This is a genomic window from Azospirillum sp. RU38E (genome assembly GCF_900188385.1).
GTDB lineage: Bacteria > Pseudomonadota > Alphaproteobacteria > Azospirillales > Azospirillaceae > Niveispirillum.
The window spans coordinates 971,117-985,988 of sequence record NZ_FZOI01000001.1 but is presented as its reverse complement, the minus strand read 5'-3'; the positions used below and the strand labels follow the sequence as shown (position 1 = coordinate 985,988).

At 65.3% G+C, this 14,872-nt stretch carries 17 protein-coding genes; 7 read left to right on the top strand and 10 right to left on the bottom strand.

Going from position 1 to position 14,872, the window contains the following annotated elements:
* Positions 1–2: 2 nt before the first annotated feature.
* Complete coding sequence (locus tag CHB97_RS04225) at positions 3–221, top strand: ribbon-helix-helix domain-containing protein (RefSeq protein ID WP_089286640.1); 219 nt, start codon at positions 3–5, stop codon at positions 219–221.
* Here CHB97_RS04225 and CHB97_RS04220 read toward each other — a convergent pair.
* A complete protein-coding gene (locus tag CHB97_RS04220) occupies positions 211–399 on the bottom strand; it encodes a DUF1192 domain-containing protein (protein ID WP_089286639.1) in 189 nt (62 codons plus the stop codon). The two genes, CHB97_RS04225 and CHB97_RS04220, sit on opposite strands and share 11 nt — an antisense overlap.
* 107 nt (positions 400–506) lie before the next feature.
* Here CHB97_RS04220 and CHB97_RS04215 point away from each other — a divergent pair, with 107 nt between their 5' ends.
* From CHB97_RS04215 to CHB97_RS04205, 3 genes are all read left to right on the top strand, one after another.
* Complete coding sequence (locus CHB97_RS04215; protein ID WP_089286638.1) at positions 507–1,502, top strand: NAD(P)H-quinone oxidoreductase; 996 nt, start codon at positions 507–509, stop codon at positions 1,500–1,502.
* Between the two features lie 179 nt (positions 1,503–1,681).
* Positions 1,682–2,284, top strand: coding sequence for a DUF1013 domain-containing protein (locus tag CHB97_RS04210; RefSeq protein WP_089286637.1), 603 nt, complete (start codon positions 1,682–1,684; stop codon positions 2,282–2,284).
* A gap of 196 nt (positions 2,285–2,480) precedes the next feature.
* Positions 2,481–3,140 (top strand): tellurite resistance TerB family protein, encoded by a 660-nt coding sequence (locus tag CHB97_RS04205; RefSeq protein WP_089286636.1) that lies wholly within the window; start codon positions 2,481–2,483, stop codon positions 3,138–3,140.
* 21 nt (positions 3,141–3,161) lie between these two features.
* Here the strand turns inward: CHB97_RS04205 and CHB97_RS04200 are convergent, their stop codons facing one another.
* The 6 genes from CHB97_RS04200 to CHB97_RS04175 form a co-directional block, all read right to left on the bottom strand.
* Positions 3,162–3,947, bottom strand: a complete 786-nt coding sequence (locus tag CHB97_RS04200; RefSeq protein WP_089286635.1) for an NTP transferase domain-containing protein — start codon at positions 3,945–3,947, stop codon at positions 3,162–3,164.
* A complete protein-coding gene (locus CHB97_RS04195) occupies positions 3,947–5,083 on the bottom strand; it encodes a dATP pyrophosphohydrolase (protein WP_244559377.1) in 1,137 nt (378 codons plus the stop codon). The genes CHB97_RS04200 and CHB97_RS04195 overlap by 1 nt, the downstream gene beginning before the upstream one ends.
* The gene (locus CHB97_RS04190) at positions 5,080–5,862 is read right to left on the bottom strand and encodes a sterol desaturase family protein (protein WP_244559376.1); all 783 of its coding nucleotides are present in this window, start codon (positions 5,860–5,862) and stop codon (positions 5,080–5,082) included. Before CHB97_RS04190 ends, CHB97_RS04195 begins: the two co-directional genes overlap by 4 nt.
* 118 nt (positions 5,863–5,980) lie before the next feature.
* Positions 5,981–7,054 (bottom strand): LPS export ABC transporter permease LptG, encoded by a 1,074-nt coding sequence (gene lptG / locus CHB97_RS04185; RefSeq protein ID WP_160105545.1) that lies wholly within the window; start codon positions 7,052–7,054, stop codon positions 5,981–5,983.
* Positions 7,051–8,295, bottom strand: a complete 1,245-nt coding sequence (locus tag CHB97_RS04180; protein WP_160105543.1) for an LptF/LptG family permease — start codon at positions 8,293–8,295, stop codon at positions 7,051–7,053. The genes lptG and CHB97_RS04180 overlap by 4 nt, the downstream gene beginning before the upstream one ends.
* 195 nt (positions 8,296–8,490) lie before the next feature.
* Positions 8,491–9,417 carry a metallophosphoesterase gene (locus tag CHB97_RS04175; RefSeq protein WP_160105541.1) on the bottom strand — a complete coding sequence of 309 codons (927 nt, stop codon included), beginning with the start codon at positions 9,415–9,417 and terminating at the stop codon, positions 8,491–8,493.
* 237 nt (positions 9,418–9,654) lie between these two features.
* Here CHB97_RS04175 and CHB97_RS04170 point away from each other — a divergent pair, with 237 nt between their 5' ends.
* The 3 genes from CHB97_RS04170 to CHB97_RS04160 are packed head-to-tail and all read left to right on the top strand — an operon-like array spanning position 9,655 to position 12,154.
* Positions 9,655–10,611 carry a diacylglycerol kinase family protein gene (locus CHB97_RS04170; RefSeq protein WP_089286631.1) on the top strand — a complete coding sequence of 319 codons (957 nt, stop codon included), beginning with the start codon at positions 9,655–9,657 and terminating at the stop codon, positions 10,609–10,611.
* A complete protein-coding gene (locus CHB97_RS04165) occupies positions 10,608–11,540 on the top strand; it encodes a hypothetical protein (RefSeq protein WP_200819791.1) in 933 nt (310 codons plus the stop codon). The genes CHB97_RS04170 and CHB97_RS04165 overlap by 4 nt, the downstream gene beginning before the upstream one ends.
* Positions 11,540–12,154, top strand: coding sequence for a class I SAM-dependent methyltransferase (locus tag CHB97_RS04160; RefSeq protein WP_160105539.1), 615 nt, complete (start codon positions 11,540–11,542; stop codon positions 12,152–12,154). Before CHB97_RS04165 ends, CHB97_RS04160 begins: the two co-directional genes overlap by 1 nt.
* Positions 12,155–12,211: 57 nt before the next feature.
* On the opposite strand, the gene CHB97_RS04155 is transcribed toward CHB97_RS04160, so the two are convergent.
* The 3 genes from CHB97_RS04155 to CHB97_RS04145 all read right to left on the bottom strand — a co-directional run bounded on the left by CHB97_RS04155 (position 12,212) and on the right by CHB97_RS04145 (position 14,871).
* On the bottom strand, positions 12,212–13,426 hold the full coding sequence (locus tag CHB97_RS04155; protein WP_089286629.1) for a pyridoxal phosphate-dependent aminotransferase family protein: 1,215 nt from the start codon (positions 13,424–13,426) through the stop codon (positions 12,212–12,214).
* A gap of 3 nt (positions 13,427–13,429) precedes the next feature.
* Positions 13,430–13,681, bottom strand: coding sequence for an acyl carrier protein (locus CHB97_RS04150; protein WP_089286628.1), 252 nt, complete (start codon positions 13,679–13,681; stop codon positions 13,430–13,432).
* Between the two features lie 236 nt (positions 13,682–13,917).
* Positions 13,918–14,871, bottom strand: a complete 954-nt coding sequence (locus CHB97_RS04145) for an NAD(P)-dependent oxidoreductase (protein ID WP_089286627.1) — start codon at positions 14,869–14,871, stop codon at positions 13,918–13,920.
* Position 14,872: the final 1 nt, after the last annotated feature.

The window sequence follows — 14,872 nt, the reverse complement described above, 5'->3', positions numbered from 1 at the left end:
CAATGACCGAGGTGAAAAAACGTTCCCTGATGATCGCCGGCCACCCCACCAGCGTGACGCTGGAAGAACCCTTCTGGGATGTGCTGAAGGAACTGGCGGCGGCGGAGAATATCGCCGTCAATGCGCTGGTGGAGCGCATTGACGCATCGCGCACCGGCAACCTGTCCAGCGCCATCCGCGTCTATGTGCTGGAAGCCTGCCGCCGCCCGTCTATTTCTTAAAGAAGGCCTGGGCGGCGGCGACAGAGGCCTGTTTACTCTGGATCATGTCGCGGGCACGGGTGATTTCCGACTCCAGCGCTGCAATGTAATCCTGCAGGTCGCTGATCGACAGGCCGTTCAAATCCACCGGCTTCTTCGGGATTTTGGTGGGCAACAGCTCATCCAGATCAAAACCCATGGCCCTTTCCCCTTCTCCGCCCGTTTGCTGCGACATGACGCACAGCACGCGTGCTTATTCTGCGCTATGCCACAGCAACAGCGCAACCGCCCGGTAGGAGAGAAAAGATGCCGACAGCCCAGACCATGCGCGTGGTGGAAATCCAGCAGCCCGGCGGCCCCGAGGTTCTGGTCATATCCCAACGTCCGGTGCCGACCCCGGCGGCGGGGGAGGTGCTGATCCATGTCCAGGCGGCGGGGGTGAACCGGCCGGATGTGATCCAGCGCCAGGGCCATTATCCGCCCCCGCCCGGTGCCAGCGATATTCCAGGCTTGGAAGTGGCCGGCACCATCGCCGCCCTGGGTGAAGGGGTGGAGAACTGGCAGGTCGGCGACAAGGTTTGCGCCCTGCTGGCCGGCGGTGGCTATGCCGACTATGCCACCGCCCCCGCCGTGCAATGCCTGCCCATCCCCGATGGGTTGAACCTGGAGGAAGCGGCCGCCCTGCCGGAAACCATTTTCACCGTCTGGTCGAACGTGTTTGAGCGCGGCGGGCTGCAGGCGGGGGAAAGCCTGCTGGTGCATGGCGGCACGTCCGGCATTGGCAGCATCGCCATCCAACTGGCCAAGGCGCTGGGCAGCACCGTCTATGCCACCGCCGGCGGCCCGGAGAAGGCGCGGGCCTGCGAAACCCTGGGCGCTGATCGCGGCATCGATTACCGGGGAGAGGATTTCGTCGCCGTCATCAAGGAACTGACGGGCAAGCGCGGCGTGGATGTGGTGCTGGATATGGTGGGTGGTGATTACCTGCCCCGCAATATTGATTGCCTGGCGCCGGACGGTCGCCATGTCACCATCGCCTTCCTGCGCGGACCGAAGGCGGAAATCAACCTGACCCCGGTGATGCTGAAGCGCCTGACCCTGACCGGTTCCACCCTGCGTGCCCGGCCGGTGGCGCAGAAAGCCGCCCTGGCGGCGGCGGTGCAGCGCCATGTCTGGCCGCTGGTAGCGGCGGGCCGGGTGCGCCCGGTCATCCATGCCCGCTTCCCGCTGGAACAGGCCGCCAGTGCCCATCGGCTGATGGAAGCATCCAGCCATATCGGGAAAATAGTGCTGATCCCCTGACCGGGGGCTAAAAATCCCGTGGCTTGTCGGGCGGCGTGACGCTATAGGTGATTTGCACGCTGTCTTGTCCGTCCGGTTGGCTGCGCGGGGCCCCTCCCGCGCACGACGGGCGGCTTTTGCGTTTGCGCAGGTTTTTAAGAGTGCCGGGGCACCCCCGGCGTCGCGTTTTAGGAGGAAGCATGGCACTGCCCCTGATGCCGAAGGCCACCGCCATCTGGTTGGTCGAGAACACCGGTCTCAGCTTCGAGCAGATCGCGGAATTCTGCGGGATGCATGAGCTGGAGGTGCAGGCCATCGCCGATGGCGAGGTGGCGGTTGGCATGGTCGGCCGCGACCCGGTGGCCGGCGGTGAGTTGACGGCGGAAGAAATCGCCCGCGCGGAAAAGAACCAGGATCTGAAGCTGCGGATGCGCCATCAGGATCTGCCGCAGCCGGTGGCCCGTTCCAAGGGTCCGCGCTATACGCCGGTGACCAAGCGCGGTGACAAGCCGGATGCGGTGGCCCATCTGCTGAAGGCCCATCCGGAACTGTCGGATGCCCAGCTCTGCAAGCTGATCGGCACCACCAAGCCGACCATTGCCGCCGTGCGTGACAAGACGCACTGGAACGCCGCCAACATCAAGGCACGCAACCCGGTGCTGCTGGGTCTGTGCACCCAGCGCGAACTGGATGCAGCCCTGGAACGGGCCCGCCGTGGCCGTCCGGAGCTGAGCCAGGCCGACGTGCATGTGCCGGATTATGAAAGCGGCGATGAGGATGACGCCGGCCCGATCCGGGATTGATCGCGGCAGCACTGTCTGAAAGCGTGAAAACGGCGTTCGGGGGCAACCCGGACGCCGTTTTCTTTTACCTACCTCTTCCGCCTGACAGGCGGATCAAGCCTTTGGTGGGGGCGACAAAACCCCCTGCCCTTCCCATCTATGCCTGGCATTGGCAGTTCCGCCGCGATCATGGGCGGGAACGGGAAGGATCACAAAGATGAGCCTGGAAAAATTGTTGGGTTCGCTGCTGCAATCGGGACTGTCCCGCCATGTGCTGGGCGGGAAGAAGAAAAAATACAAACATGGCTATGGCGGCAGCGGGTTGGGCGGTATTGCCGGCAAGGCGCTTGGCTCCAAGGGAGGGCTGGCATTGCTGGCCAGCATCGGCATGGCCGCCTATGAACAATATCGCCAACGACAGAGCCAGAACCAGAGCGGCTACAAGGGCTATGCCCCGCCACCACCGCACCCCTCCTATGGCAGCGGTAATCAGCCCCCCTTTCAACGGCCCTGGCAGGGCCACACGCCCACGACGCCCGATGCCGATCTGTTGCTGACCGCCATGGTGGCAGCCGCCAAGGCCGACGGTGTGCTGGATGCCGAAGAACGGGCGCGGTTAGAAAACTATCTCATCGAATCGGGGGCCGACCGTCAGGATTGGGCCCATCTGGACCGGCTGATGCGTCAACCGGTGGATCTGGATGCGTTGATCGCCCGCGTGCGCGACCCGGTGACAGCGGCAGAGGTCTATGGTGCCGCCTTCCTGGCCATTGATGTCGATACCCCGGCCGAACGCGCCTTTCTGGCCATGCTGGCGGCCCGGTTGGGTCTGGATGAATGGACGGCGCGGGATATCGAATCGCGGCTGATGGAATAGGGGGCGTCTGCGCCCCCCCGTTCACCCATGCGTCAGCAGCCGTTCCGCCAGTTCCAGATCGGCCGCCTTGTCCACATCCACGGCGGCCATGCCGAAGGGCATCTCCACAATGGCCGCCCTGGCCCCCGCCAGCTTCCCCAGCCGGGCCAGGGCTGCCGTGATGGTCAGGCGGCCCAGCAGGAAGCGCAGGATGGACCAGGGGCCCAGCAGGCGGATCATGCGCAGCGGGTTCTTCCGCTGCGCCTCCACCTGCCGCCACAGCCGGGCGATGCCAGCGGCCTGGGGCGTGCGGAAGGCAAACATGTTGCAGCCGGAAAAGGCCCCATCGGCAAAGCGCAGATATGTCCGCTGCGTATCCGGCACCGCCGCCATCACCGCCTGATCGCGGGCCAGGGCGGCACAGACATCGCTGCCGGCCGGCAGATGTGTCAGGAAATGCTCCACCCATTCCGGGCGCAGCAGCGCATGGTCTGCCGTGGTGACGAACAGCGGCGTGCCCAGCGCATCCAGGGCGGCGGCAACGCTGCGGCTGGGGCTGCCCTCTGCCGGCAACAGGCGCAGGCGGCCGCTGGCCAGCAGCGGCGCCAGTTCCGCATCGGCCTGCACCAGATCGGGCCGTTCGATGGCGACATGGATGGTGCCGATGCTGGGGCTGGCCAGCAGCGCCCGCACCACCCGCAGCAGCATGGGCACGCCGGCCACCGGCACGAACGCCTTGTGGCTGACCCCGCCCAGCTTGGCCACCGGGTCTTCCGGCCCGCGGGAGCCGGCCAGCACCAGGGTCGTCACACCGGAAAAATCACCCATCACAAATCCTTGCCGAACAGCCGGTAGGTTTTGTAACGGCTGGTGCCCAGCGCCTCGATGATGCGGCGCATCGGCATGTTATCTTCCAGAATCCAGGACAGCTCGATCTGGCGATAGCCCAGCTTCAACGCCTCCCGCCGCATCCCGTCAATGATCAGGAAGGGCAGCACCGGCGCCAGCCCGGTGGCAAGGCCACGCTTCACCCCCATCAGGGGCACGCGCGCCGTCTTCACACCCTTTACTTTCAGGCGCCAGAGCAGTTTGGCCCAGCCGAACGGCAACAGCTTGCCACCCAAATCGACAATCGCCTCATTCAGGTTGGGCAGGCAGACGCCGAAGGCCACCGGCTCCCCGTTCAGCTCGGCAATCCAGACCAGACGCGGGTTGATGATCGGCTTCAGCGATTTCGCCATATGGGCGATTTCCGCCTCGTTCAGCGGCACAAAGCCCCAATTGCCGGCCCAGGCACCGTTGAACACACTGGTAATGGCGCGCAGGTCGGCATCATAGCGCTTCATGTCCAACATGCGCACGCTCAACCCGGCCGGCAGTGGCCGGTCGATCAGCGCGCGCACCGAACGCGGCATGTCATGCTGGATATCATAGAGATAGGCGAAGACATCCTTCGCCTTGCCATAGCCCGCCTGCTCCACCAGCCCCGGCAGATAGTCCCGGTCATGGCCCATCATCAACATGGGCGGCGTGTCATGCCCGGCAACCAGCATCCCGGTTTCTTCATTGACGGACAGGTTGAAGGGGCCGACGACACGGGTGATCCCGTGGCCCTTCAACCATTCCTCCGCCGCATTCAGCAGGGCGCGCACCAGGGCCGGATCATTCTCCGCCGCCAGCAGGCCGAAATTACCGGTGCCGTTGCGATGCAGTTCCAGGGCCGAACGATCCACCTGGGCGGAGATGCGGCCCACCGGCCGATCGCCCTGCCATGCCAGGAAGAAGCGCACATCGGCGTGGTCGAAGAAGGGGTTCAGCTTGGGCGACAGCGACTCCTTCCGCTCCAGCAGCAGCGGGGGAATCCAGTTGGGATCACCCTGATGCAACCGATAGGGCAGCCGGATGAACTGATCCATGCCGGCGGCGTCGGTCACCGGCTGGATGCGGAAGGCGGGGGCGTTCAAGATGCGGCCTTTGCGGTGTTGCTGTCACTGCCGGCCGGCGGACGCGGCGGCCGGTCACGCGGGGGGGCGCCGGTTGCTTCCATCACCCACGGGTACCGCGCCGCCTCTTCCAGATCATAGCCCAGGTTGAACACCGTGGGGCTGCGCGGCTTTTCCTTGGCATGGGCATAAAAGCTGCGGAACAGCATGTCCGGGCCATAGGCGATGATGCCGTAATTGCCATCCTCGTTATGGAAATGGTGATAGAGGTGCAATTGCTTGATCCGCACCACCCAGGCCCAGCGGGGCTTGTAGTTGAGGTGCTGGATGCAGTGGAAGAATTCGTAAATGCAGGTGGTGACCAGCCCGGTCGCCAGGGCCGCCGCCGCACCCGCCTTGCCATCAATGGCCCAGCCGAACGGCACCGTCACCAGGGCGATGGTCGGCAGGGTATTGACCAGGCTGCCGAACAGCACTTCCAGCTTATGCGGATCCTGGTGATGGTCGAAATGGATACGCTTCCACAGCGGGGCGGACCATTTCATCCGGTACAGCCAGCGCCCATGCAGGATGTAGCGATGGATGCCGTACCAGGCCATCGGATAGATCAGGGAGGCGACGAAGACCGTCGCCGCCAGCCGCCAGCCACTTTCAAACCAGATCAGCGCCAGCACAGCACTGATCAGCGCCAGCGCCGCATAGACCTGGATGGCTGGGTATGTCGAATAGGCGATCGCCAGATCGCGCAGATTCATTTTTCCAAGGTCGTAGCTGCGGCCACGCCAGGCATCGCCCCACATGCCTCGCATCCTTTCCAAAAAAGCACGGGCTGGCTGCCGATGGCCCCAACCCCTTGTCAATGTTGCGTTAAACTATGCGCCACCTTTGCCGGCTTTCAAGTCCGGCAAGATGCCGCGTCTACCCTTCCACATGCACCATGATGGCCCCGCCAATGGCCGTGAACAGCAGCACCGGCGACCAGACGGCAATCCAGGGCGGCATGGCCCCGGCCTGCCCCATAGAATTGAGAATGCCCGACGACAGCAGGAAGGCCAGACCGATCACCACCCCCAACGCCAGACTGCCCATCGCCCCGCCGCGCCGGCGCAGGCCATGGGCCACCGGTGCCGCCAACAGCAGCATCACCAGGGAACCCAGCGGCCCGGCATATGTCGCGTGCAGGCGGGTGGCGTAATAGGCCTGGCTCTGGCTGCCGGCCCAGGCGCCATGCAGGATGCGCAGCAGCCGGTTGACGGAGATGCTCTGCGTCGGGGCCTTCAGCTCGATCAGATTGGCGGGCGTCAGCGGCGGCGTCCATTCCAGGGCCGGCAGCTGGTCCACCACCAGCGGCGTACCGACACGGGTGCGGGAGACGCCGGAAAGCTGCCATTTGCCATCCTGCCAGACACCGTTTTTGGCCTGCAGAATCAGTATGGCTTTGCCGCGACTGTCACGCTCCACATATTCCAGCCCTTTCAGGCTTTGCCCGTCATCGCCAATATCCTTCAGCCCCACCACGGCATTGCCCAGCCGGAACCAGATCGGTTCCGGCTTTGCCGCCTCATCCCCCTCCGGGTCTTGGGTGGAGGCCCACCAAGTGACGAAAGCGCGTTCCGAGCGCGGCGCAATCTGGTCGGTCAGCAGGAAATGCAGGCCCGCCACCACCAGGGCTGCCGGCATCAGCGCCCCCATGATCTGATAGGGCGTCATGCCCACCGACCGCATGGCGACGAATTCATTGGTGGCGGCAAAGCTCCACAGCGTGGAGAGCGACCCGATCAGCACCGCCAACGGCACCACCCGTTCCACGATCATCGGCATCCGCAGCACCGTATAGCGGATCAGATCACCCGCGCCGCCGCCCCGTTGCAAAACGCTGCTGGCGGCATCCAGCAGATCCAGCAATTGCAGCAGGGCCGACAATGCGAACAGCACCGACAGCACGCGGACCAGGAAGGTACGGGTCAGATAGCGTGTGATCGTATTGGTCATTTGCCCGCCCCCTTGCCGGCATTCCGGCGTGGCAACAACCGCCGCAGCCAGCCCAGCACGGTATCGATGCCATCGAACAGGGCGGCAAACGGGTTGACGCCGGGATGAATCTGCGCTTGCCGGAACAGCCAGGCGCATAAGGCGGCGAACAGCGCAAAGGGCAACCATATGGCCGGCACCGCCGGCACATGGCCGACATCGGCCAGGCTTTCGCCTAACTGGATGGAATGGTGATAGAGAATCAGGATGAAGGTGGCCAGCGCGATCCCCTGCCCGCGCCGGGCCCGCTTGGCCGCCATGCCCATCGGCACCGCCAGCAGCGGCAACAGCGGCAGCGACAGGGCGCGGGCAATGCGGGCATGGAACTCCGCCTCGATCTTGCTGCGCGGCAGGATGGAGTGCGGATCATGCATTTCCGTCCACAGCTCCGGCAAGGTCAGTTCCCGCTCGCTGTCGCCACGGGCGCGGAACGGCGCCGTAATCAGTTGGAACGGCCGGTCCAGCGTCAGCACGCCGAAATCCAGCACCTGCTGCCGGCCATCGGGCAGGGTGCGCACCTGCACCCCATCCTTCAGGGTCAGCAACACCCGTTCCCGATCCTCCGTCGCCGCCAGGGCGCCAGAGGCGGCCGTCGTCACCCAGGTCTCGCCATTCTCACGGTTTTGGTGGACGAAAACCTGTTTTAACTGGCGGCCGGTCTTGTCGACGATATCGGCGCTGATCGTCACCCCATCGCCGGCATCCACAAAGGTGGCTTCCGGCACGGTGGCATCCCAAGCGGCATTGACCACCATGTGATAAAGCGTGCTGTAGCCATAGCGGCCATAGGGCTGCAGGAAGCCGAACAGCAGGATGGAGAACACCATCAGCGCCGCCCCCAGCCAAAGGAAGGCGCGCGCGATGCGCGGCACCGACAGACCGGTGGATTGCAGGGCATCCAGCTCATTATCCTCCCCCATGCGGGCGACGATGATGAAGATGGAGATGAAAAAGGCCGCCGGCAGCGCCAGCCCCAGATAATGCGGGATCAGGTTGGCCGCCATGCGGATGACCAGATCGAACGGCCCGCCATGGGTGGCCAGCAGATCGAACAGCCGCAACAGCCGTTCCATCAGCAGGGCGATCAGCACCACCACCAGCGACGCCGCCAGCGGCTTCAGCGTCTGGCTGAGGATATAGCGGTCGATCAGCCTGGTGCTGACAATGGCCGTCCGTTCGCCGCGCGTCACGCTTCTGTCCACCTCACACCACCCCAACCCAGCGCGTGGCAACAGCAGCCCGCAGCCGTTCCAATGCCTGGAACGGGTAATTGCATTTCACCAAACGGACATGGAAGGCGTGCATGATGCTCATCGTCGCGCGGCCGGGCCTTACTTTTCCAAAGCGCGCACCATAGAACCAAATGCGGGGGGAGGCAAACCGGCAGCCGCCTCCGGTCACGCCCAGGGCAGCAATAATGTATATCCGGCGACCGGGCGCATGGCGCCGGCGCCGTCATAGCCCCTTGTCTCCACCTGCACCCGCCAGCCGCCGCCGTCTGTGTCCACCGTCACAAGGTTCCATTGCGCGGCGGGATAACGGCCATGCCGGATGGCCGAGGCAGACGGCACGGTGAGACTGGGGATCAGGCCGTTCGGCCCTTTCAGCATGGCCAGGCTGGCGCGGTGGGCATGGCCATGCAGCAGCATTTCCGCCCCCGTGCGGGCCAGCAGGTGGCGCAAGGCCGCCGCATCGCGCAACCCCTTGCGCCGGCGCACCACGCCGGCGGCCACCGGGTGATGCACCATCACCACCCGGAACAGCCGCTCCCGCCCCAGATCGGCCAGCATGTCGCCCAATGCCTCCCGTTGCGCCGGCCCCAGCCGGCCCGTGGCCAGCAAGGGGGCCGTCGGCACCCCGGAATTCAGCCCGATGAAGGCCAGCAGCCCGCGCCGGCGCAGGGCGGGGAACAGCCCGTCCGGCAGGGGCGCATCCGGGGCGGGTGGCCGGTCGCCCTGCATATAATCGCGCCACAGGCCCAGCCCCTGGGCAAAGGGCACGGACACCATCGCATCATGATTGCCGGGAATATAGCTGACCTGCTGCGGCGGGCCGACGCGGGCCAGCCAGTCCCGCCCGCGCTGGAATTCCCCCGGCCAGGAGATATTGGCGATGTCGCCGGTGCAGGCGATATGGTCGGGGGCCGCCGCCTGGATGTCCGCCAGCAGACAATCCAGCACCGCCGGCTGATGCACATGGCGTTTCTTGCGCTGCCAGGAGAGATAGCTCAGCAGTTGCTTGGTGAAAAAGCCCCGCCCGCTGAGCCGGTCAGGCGCCAGCGGCAGGTGTGGATCGGAAAAATGGGCGAAGCGGAAGGCCGACATGGGCGGCACCCTACGACGTTCCGTCCCCTGCGGCAAAGCCCCCATAGGCAAATGCGCCGCCAGCCTGTATGAAGACGGCCAAAATCCGCATCGCATCACATGGTATTCCCTCCCGTGACCGCTGACCGCACGCACACACCCGGCAAGTGCCGGGCGCCGATCCTTTCCCAGATCCAGCGGAACGGCGATGGCCGTTTCCCGCTTTCTGCCTGACCGGAAAGGGCTTGTGCGCTCGTCATGTCTCGTCTGGGTCTGATCCGTAATCCGAAAAGCCAGCGCAACAAGCAGGGCGGCGGCGACACCCGCGCCCAGGCCGCAGCCTTGCTGGGTTTCTATTTTGCCGAACCGGCCACCCCGGCAGAGCTGCACGACACGCTGGTCGATTTCGCCCAGGACGGGGTGGACACGATCTGCGTTGATGGCGGGGACGGCACCGTGCGCGACGTGCTGACCGCCCTGCCCGCCGCCTTTGGTGACCGGCCGCCCCGGCTGGCCATCATGGCATCAGGCAAAACCAACCTGATTGCCGCTGATGTCGGCACACCGGGCCATGGCTTGAAGGCACTGGAACGGCTGGTCGGTGCCGCCCAGGCCAACCGGCTGGGCGACAAGGTCACCCGCCGACCCATCCTGTCCATCAACTGGCCGGATGGCGAGCATGAACCGGTGCGCGGCATGTTCATGGGCGGGGGTGCCTTTACCCGTGGCACGGAACTGGCCAATTCGCACATTCACCGCGCCGGCTTCACCCAGGGGCCGGCGGTGGCGATCGCCATGGCCGGGGTGCTGGGCCGGGCGCTGATCGGCAATGATCAACATGGCTGGCTGGCCGGGGAAGCGATGGGCATCACCATCGATGGCCATCGCGCGCAGGATGGCAACCGCTTCCTGTTCCTGGCCACCACCCTGGAACGGCTGATCCTGGGGCTTTGGCCCTTCTGGGACCATGGGGCGGCACCGCTGCGCTATCTGGATATCGCGGCCAACCCGCCCCGCCTGCTGCGCGCCCTGCCGGCCCTGGTCAAGGGCAAGCCCCGCCCCTGGATGCTGGACAGCGGTGCCTATCGCAGCGGTGGTGCGCAGGTGCTTGACCTTGCCCTGCCCCGCCCCTTCATCATGGATGGGGAGACCTATCCGGCCGGCCGTATCCGGCTGTCGGCGGAAGAGGTGGTGGATTTCGTGATCCCGTCATGACGGACAGGCTGCTGAACCTGATCGGACAGGAAAGTGAAGGCCCGCCGCCCGCCCCGGCGCAGGCCGTGGTGGCGGCCCTGATGGCCCATGGCGGCGGCACTGTCGCCGCCATCCTGTTCTATGGTTCCAACCTGCGCAGCGGCGATGTCGACGGGGTGCTGGATTTCTATGTGCTGGTGGACAGCCTGACCGGCTGGCACCGTTCCCGTCCGCTGGCCCTGGCCACCCGCCTGCTGCCGCCGACGGTGGAATTCTGGGAGGTGCCGTGGCAGGGCCATGTGCTGCGGGCCAAGGTGGCCGTGCTGCGCGCCGACCAGTTCGCCAGCGCTACCCGGCCCGCCAGCCTGGACACCACCATCTGGGCCCGTTTTGCCCAACCGGTGATTCTGGCCCATGCGCGTGATGCCGCCGCCCGTCAGGCCACCCTGTCGGCCCTGGCCGGTGCCGTGGCCACCGCCGCAAGCTGGGCCGTGCGGCTGGGGCCGGAAAGCGGCACCCCGCGCCAGTTCTGGGAAGCCCTGTTCCGCGCCACCTATGCCGCTGAATTGCGGGTGGAAAAGGGCGAACGCGGCGTCAGCCTGGTGGAACATGCCGAAGCCCGCTATGCTGCCCTGCTGTCCCCGGCATTGACCCTCGGCGGCATCGGGTTTCAGCTGGTGGGCGAGGCGATCACCCCCGCCTTTAGCGCAAAGGAGCGCCAGAAGGGCCGCACCGCCTGGAACCGGCGGCGCTTTGCCGGCAAGCTGCTGAACATCGCCCGGCTGGTGAAGGCAGCCTTCACCTTCAAGGGCGGGGTCGATTACATTATCTGGAAAATCCATCGCCATTCCGGCGTGCGGCTGGAGCTGACGCCATGGCAGCGGCGCCACCCGATTCTGTCCGCCCCACTGATCCTCTATCGGTTGCGGCGCCTGGGGGCCATCCGCTGATGCCGGGCAACCCGACGCTGGCCCATTATGAAGACCATGCGGCGCGGTACGATGCCAGCTTCGCCGATCATGATACCAGCGACGCCATCAGCCGGCTGCTGGCGGCCCTTTCCATGCCGGCACCGGCAGTGCTGGAACTGGGCTGCGGCAATGGCCGCGACCTGTTGGCCCTGCAACAGGCCGGTGCTGTGGCGGAAGGGGTGGAGGGGGCAGCCGCCCTGGCCGCCATCGCCGCCCGCCGCAGCGGCCGGCCCATCCATCATTTCGATCTGCTGTCCCCCCGCAACCCGCCCTGGCAGGGGCGGCAGTTCCAGGCGCTTTATGCCCATCATGTGCTGTTCCACATCCCCAGCCCCGCCCTGCCCTTTCTGTTGTGGCGGGCACGGGATTGGCTGGGACCGGACGGGTTGTTCTATTTCTGCGATGCCACCGGCGACGGGCTGGAAGGCACCATGCCCGACGGCCGCCATATCGCCCTGCGCCGCCCGCAGACCCTGCACCGGCTGATGCGGGAGGCCGGATTCGTGCTGGTGGAAGAATGGCGTCGGCCATTGGGCGCGCCGCGTCGGCAGCAAGGCTGGCTGGCCGGTATCTGGCGAAAGACAGACGAATAAAAAAGGGCGGCACCATCGGCACCGCCCCTTTCACATTACAAACCCGAAAGCCTGTCTTTACTCAGCCGCCTGCACCAGACCGGGCAGCACGCCGAGACGGCGGCCGACCTGGGCAAACAGCTCAATCGCCGTATCAATCTGCTGCGGCGTATGGGCGGCGCTGACGCTGGTGCGCAGCAGGGCCAGACTGTTCGGTGTTGCCGGCGGCAGCGCCAGATTGAGATACAGCCCCGCTTCCAGCAGACCATTCCAGAAGGCGATGGCCAATTCCTTGGTCGGCAGGGCCACGGCGACGATGGGGTTAGCCACCGGGCCAACCTGGAAGCCCAGATTGCGCAGCCCCTCATACAGCCGGCGGGAATTGGAATTCAGCCGCAGGCGCAGGCCCGGCTCCTCCCGCAGGCGCTTCAGGGCCTGCAACGAGGTGGCGATGACCGAGGGCGGCAGCGAGGCGGTGAACATATAGGGGCGGCAGGCCACCCGCAGAATGTCAAAGTCCGGCAGGTCGGAAACGCAGAAGCCGCCGACCGCGCCCAGGCTCTTGGAGAAGGTGCCGACGATGAAATCAACGTCCGCCTCAACACCCACTTCCTCCGCCAGACCGCGCCCGGTTTCGCCCAGCACGCCCATGGAATGGGCCTCGTCCACCAGCAGGAAAGCGCCGCTTTCCCGCTTCACCTGGGCGAATTCCTTCAATGGCGCGGTGTCGCCCAGCATGGAATAGATGCCTTCCACCACCACCAGCTTGTTGCCAGGATGGTCGGACAGGCGGCGCAGGCGCTTATAGAGGTCATCCGGATCGTTGTGGCGGAAGCGCACAACCTGACCCGTCGTCATCTTGGCGGCATCATAGATGCTGGCATGGCTGTCGCCATCAATCACCAGGATATCATCCTTGCCCACCAGGGTGGAGATGATGCCCAGATTGGCCTGATAGCCGGTGGTGAACACCATGCAATGCTGGCGGCCATAGAAATCAGCCAGGGCCTTTTCCAGATCGCCATGGCCGGTATAGGAACCGTTGGCGATGCGGGAACCCGTGGTGCCTGTGCCCTGTTCCACCAGCGCTTCGACACCCTTGTCGATACAGCTCTGGTCGAAGGTCAGGCCCAGGTAATTATTGGTGCCCAGCAGAATGGTGCGACGACCGTTCAGCATCCCCTCCGTCGGGGACAGGATACCATCAAACTGAACCGAGAAGGGATCCCGGCCGATGGCGGCCATTTTGTGATACGATTCACGCAGTTGGGTGTATTTGGCGAGAATGGTCATGACTCAGGCGCGCCCCCGGAGATCCTGAATGGTCCTGGCCAGGTCGCCAATGGTTTCGACCTCCGCAATCCGCTCCAGCGGGATCGAGACGTCGAACTTATCTTCGAGCACCATCACAAAATCCATCACGGCCAGGGAATCCAGGCCGAGATCGCGTGTGATGCTGGTGTCCGTCGTGATGGTGACCGGCGTGGGTAGGGTGGACCCCAGGGCAGTTATTATCTCTTCAACGATCTCGTTGAGGTCAGCAGTCATAAAAGTCGCCCCAGAGTCATACAAAACAGCAGCCGCAGTGACGCGCTGTTGTCGTGGTTGTACCAACTGACAGCCCAGGTGCCCCCCTGCGCGATCAGAAAAGCGTCACGATCCCGTAAGGTAAATGCAACGCCCATGGATGCAAGAACAAACCATCATCAGAACGCCACCGCTGTGACAGAAGACACAGCATTGGGTAATTCCGCAACACCTTGTCACACCCAGGTGCGCGTTAACTATATCCAGCCGTGGGAACGATACCAACCTGCCGTGGCACGGAAACCCTCCGTCAATCCGATTTTGGGACACCAAAGACCCGAATCCGGCATGTCCGTCACTGCCACTGTCCAATCAGGGTGCAGAATTTCCTGCACCTTTCCCCGTGTCAACATAGCAGGCCGGCCGGTCAGGCGGGCCTGAAGGCCGGAAAGCCTGCCTAGCAGCGACAGCAGGCCGGGCGGCACGCGCAACCGCAAGGCCCGGTGCCCAACCGCCGCCGCCGCGCAATCCAGCAGTTCATCCCAGCCATAGCCGGCATGTTGGCCGTCGCAAAGGGTATAGCAGCGCCCCATCACGCCGGGGGCAACCAGGGCAGTGATCGCGGCGGCAGCGTCACTGACATGCAGCATAGCGATACGCGCCGCCTTTCCCCCCAGCACCGGCACCACGGGGCCGGCGGCGGCCTTGAACAAGGACAGGGTTTCCCGGTCCCAGGGGCCGTAGATCGCCGGGGGACGGATGATCAGCCAGTTTTCCCCGCCATAGGCGGCAATCGCCGCATCCTCCCCCGCCCGCTTGCTGGCGGCATAGTCGGAAAGCGCCGGCTCCCGCGCGGCCTGGCTGGAAGTCACCAGAAAACGGGCCTGTGGCGCATGGCGGGCCAATGCCCGCCCCAGCCGCGCCGATCCGCCTTCATTGACCGCAAAAAAAGCGGCGCGGCTGGCCGCCTTGATCAACCCGCCAGCATGGATGACCGTGTCGGCGCCCGTCACCAGCCGGGCCAAGGCGGCCTCATCCCCCAGATCGCCGGGCACCAGCTGCGGGTGAATTCCCTCCAGCAGCGGGTGAGCGGGATCCTGGCGCACCAGCAACCGGGGCTGATACCCGGCCTGCCAGAGCGCCGCCACCAGATGGCGCCCGAGAAAGCCGGTCCCCCCGGTAACAGCGACGACAGGCCGCGCCACCGCCATA

What these genes read in the sequence shown, in the direction of transcription:
- CHB97_RS04155 (WP_089286629.1), bottom strand. Translation starts at nt 13,426, where the DNA reads ATGACCATTCTCGCCAAATACACCCAACTGCGTGAATCGTATCACAAA.
- CHB97_RS04215 (WP_089286638.1), top strand. Translation starts at nt 507, where the DNA reads ATGCCGACAGCCCAGACCATGCGCGTGGTGGAAATCCAGCAGCCCGGC.
- CHB97_RS04145 (WP_089286627.1), bottom strand. Translation starts at nt 14,871, where the DNA reads ATGGCGGTGGCGCGGCCTGTCGTCGCTGTTACCGGGGGGACCGGCTTT.
- CHB97_RS04205 (WP_089286636.1), top strand. Translation starts at nt 2,481, where the DNA reads ATGAGCCTGGAAAAATTGTTGGGTTCGCTGCTGCAATCGGGACTGTCC.
- lptG (WP_160105545.1), bottom strand. Translation starts at nt 7,054, where the DNA reads ATGACCAATACGATCACACGCTATCTGACCCGTACCTTCCTGGTCCGC.
- CHB97_RS04165 (WP_200819791.1), top strand. Translation starts at nt 10,608, where the DNA reads ATGACGGACAGGCTGCTGAACCTGATCGGACAGGAAAGTGAAGGCCCG.
- CHB97_RS04220 (WP_089286639.1), bottom strand. Translation starts at nt 399, where the DNA reads ATGGGTTTTGATCTGGATGAGCTGTTGCCCACCAAAATCCCGAAGAAG.
- CHB97_RS04225 (WP_089286640.1), top strand. Translation starts at nt 3, where the DNA reads ATGACCGAGGTGAAAAAACGTTCCCTGATGATCGCCGGCCACCCCACC.
- CHB97_RS04150 (WP_089286628.1), bottom strand. Translation starts at nt 13,681, where the DNA reads ATGACTGCTGACCTCAACGAGATCGTTGAAGAGATAATAACTGCCCTG.
- CHB97_RS04210 (WP_089286637.1), top strand. Translation starts at nt 1,682, where the DNA reads ATGGCACTGCCCCTGATGCCGAAGGCCACCGCCATCTGGTTGGTCGAG.
- CHB97_RS04200 (WP_089286635.1), bottom strand. Translation starts at nt 3,947, where the DNA reads ATGGGTGATTTTTCCGGTGTGACGACCCTGGTGCTGGCCGGCTCCCGC.
- CHB97_RS04190 (WP_244559376.1), bottom strand. Translation starts at nt 5,862, where the DNA reads ATGTGGGGCGATGCCTGGCGTGGCCGCAGCTACGACCTTGGAAAAATG.
- CHB97_RS04160 (WP_160105539.1), top strand. Translation starts at nt 11,540, where the DNA reads ATGCCGGGCAACCCGACGCTGGCCCATTATGAAGACCATGCGGCGCGG.
- CHB97_RS04170 (WP_089286631.1), top strand. Translation starts at nt 9,655, where the DNA reads ATGTCTCGTCTGGGTCTGATCCGTAATCCGAAAAGCCAGCGCAACAAG.
- CHB97_RS04175 (WP_160105541.1), bottom strand. Translation starts at nt 9,417, where the DNA reads ATGTCGGCCTTCCGCTTCGCCCATTTTTCCGATCCACACCTGCCGCTG.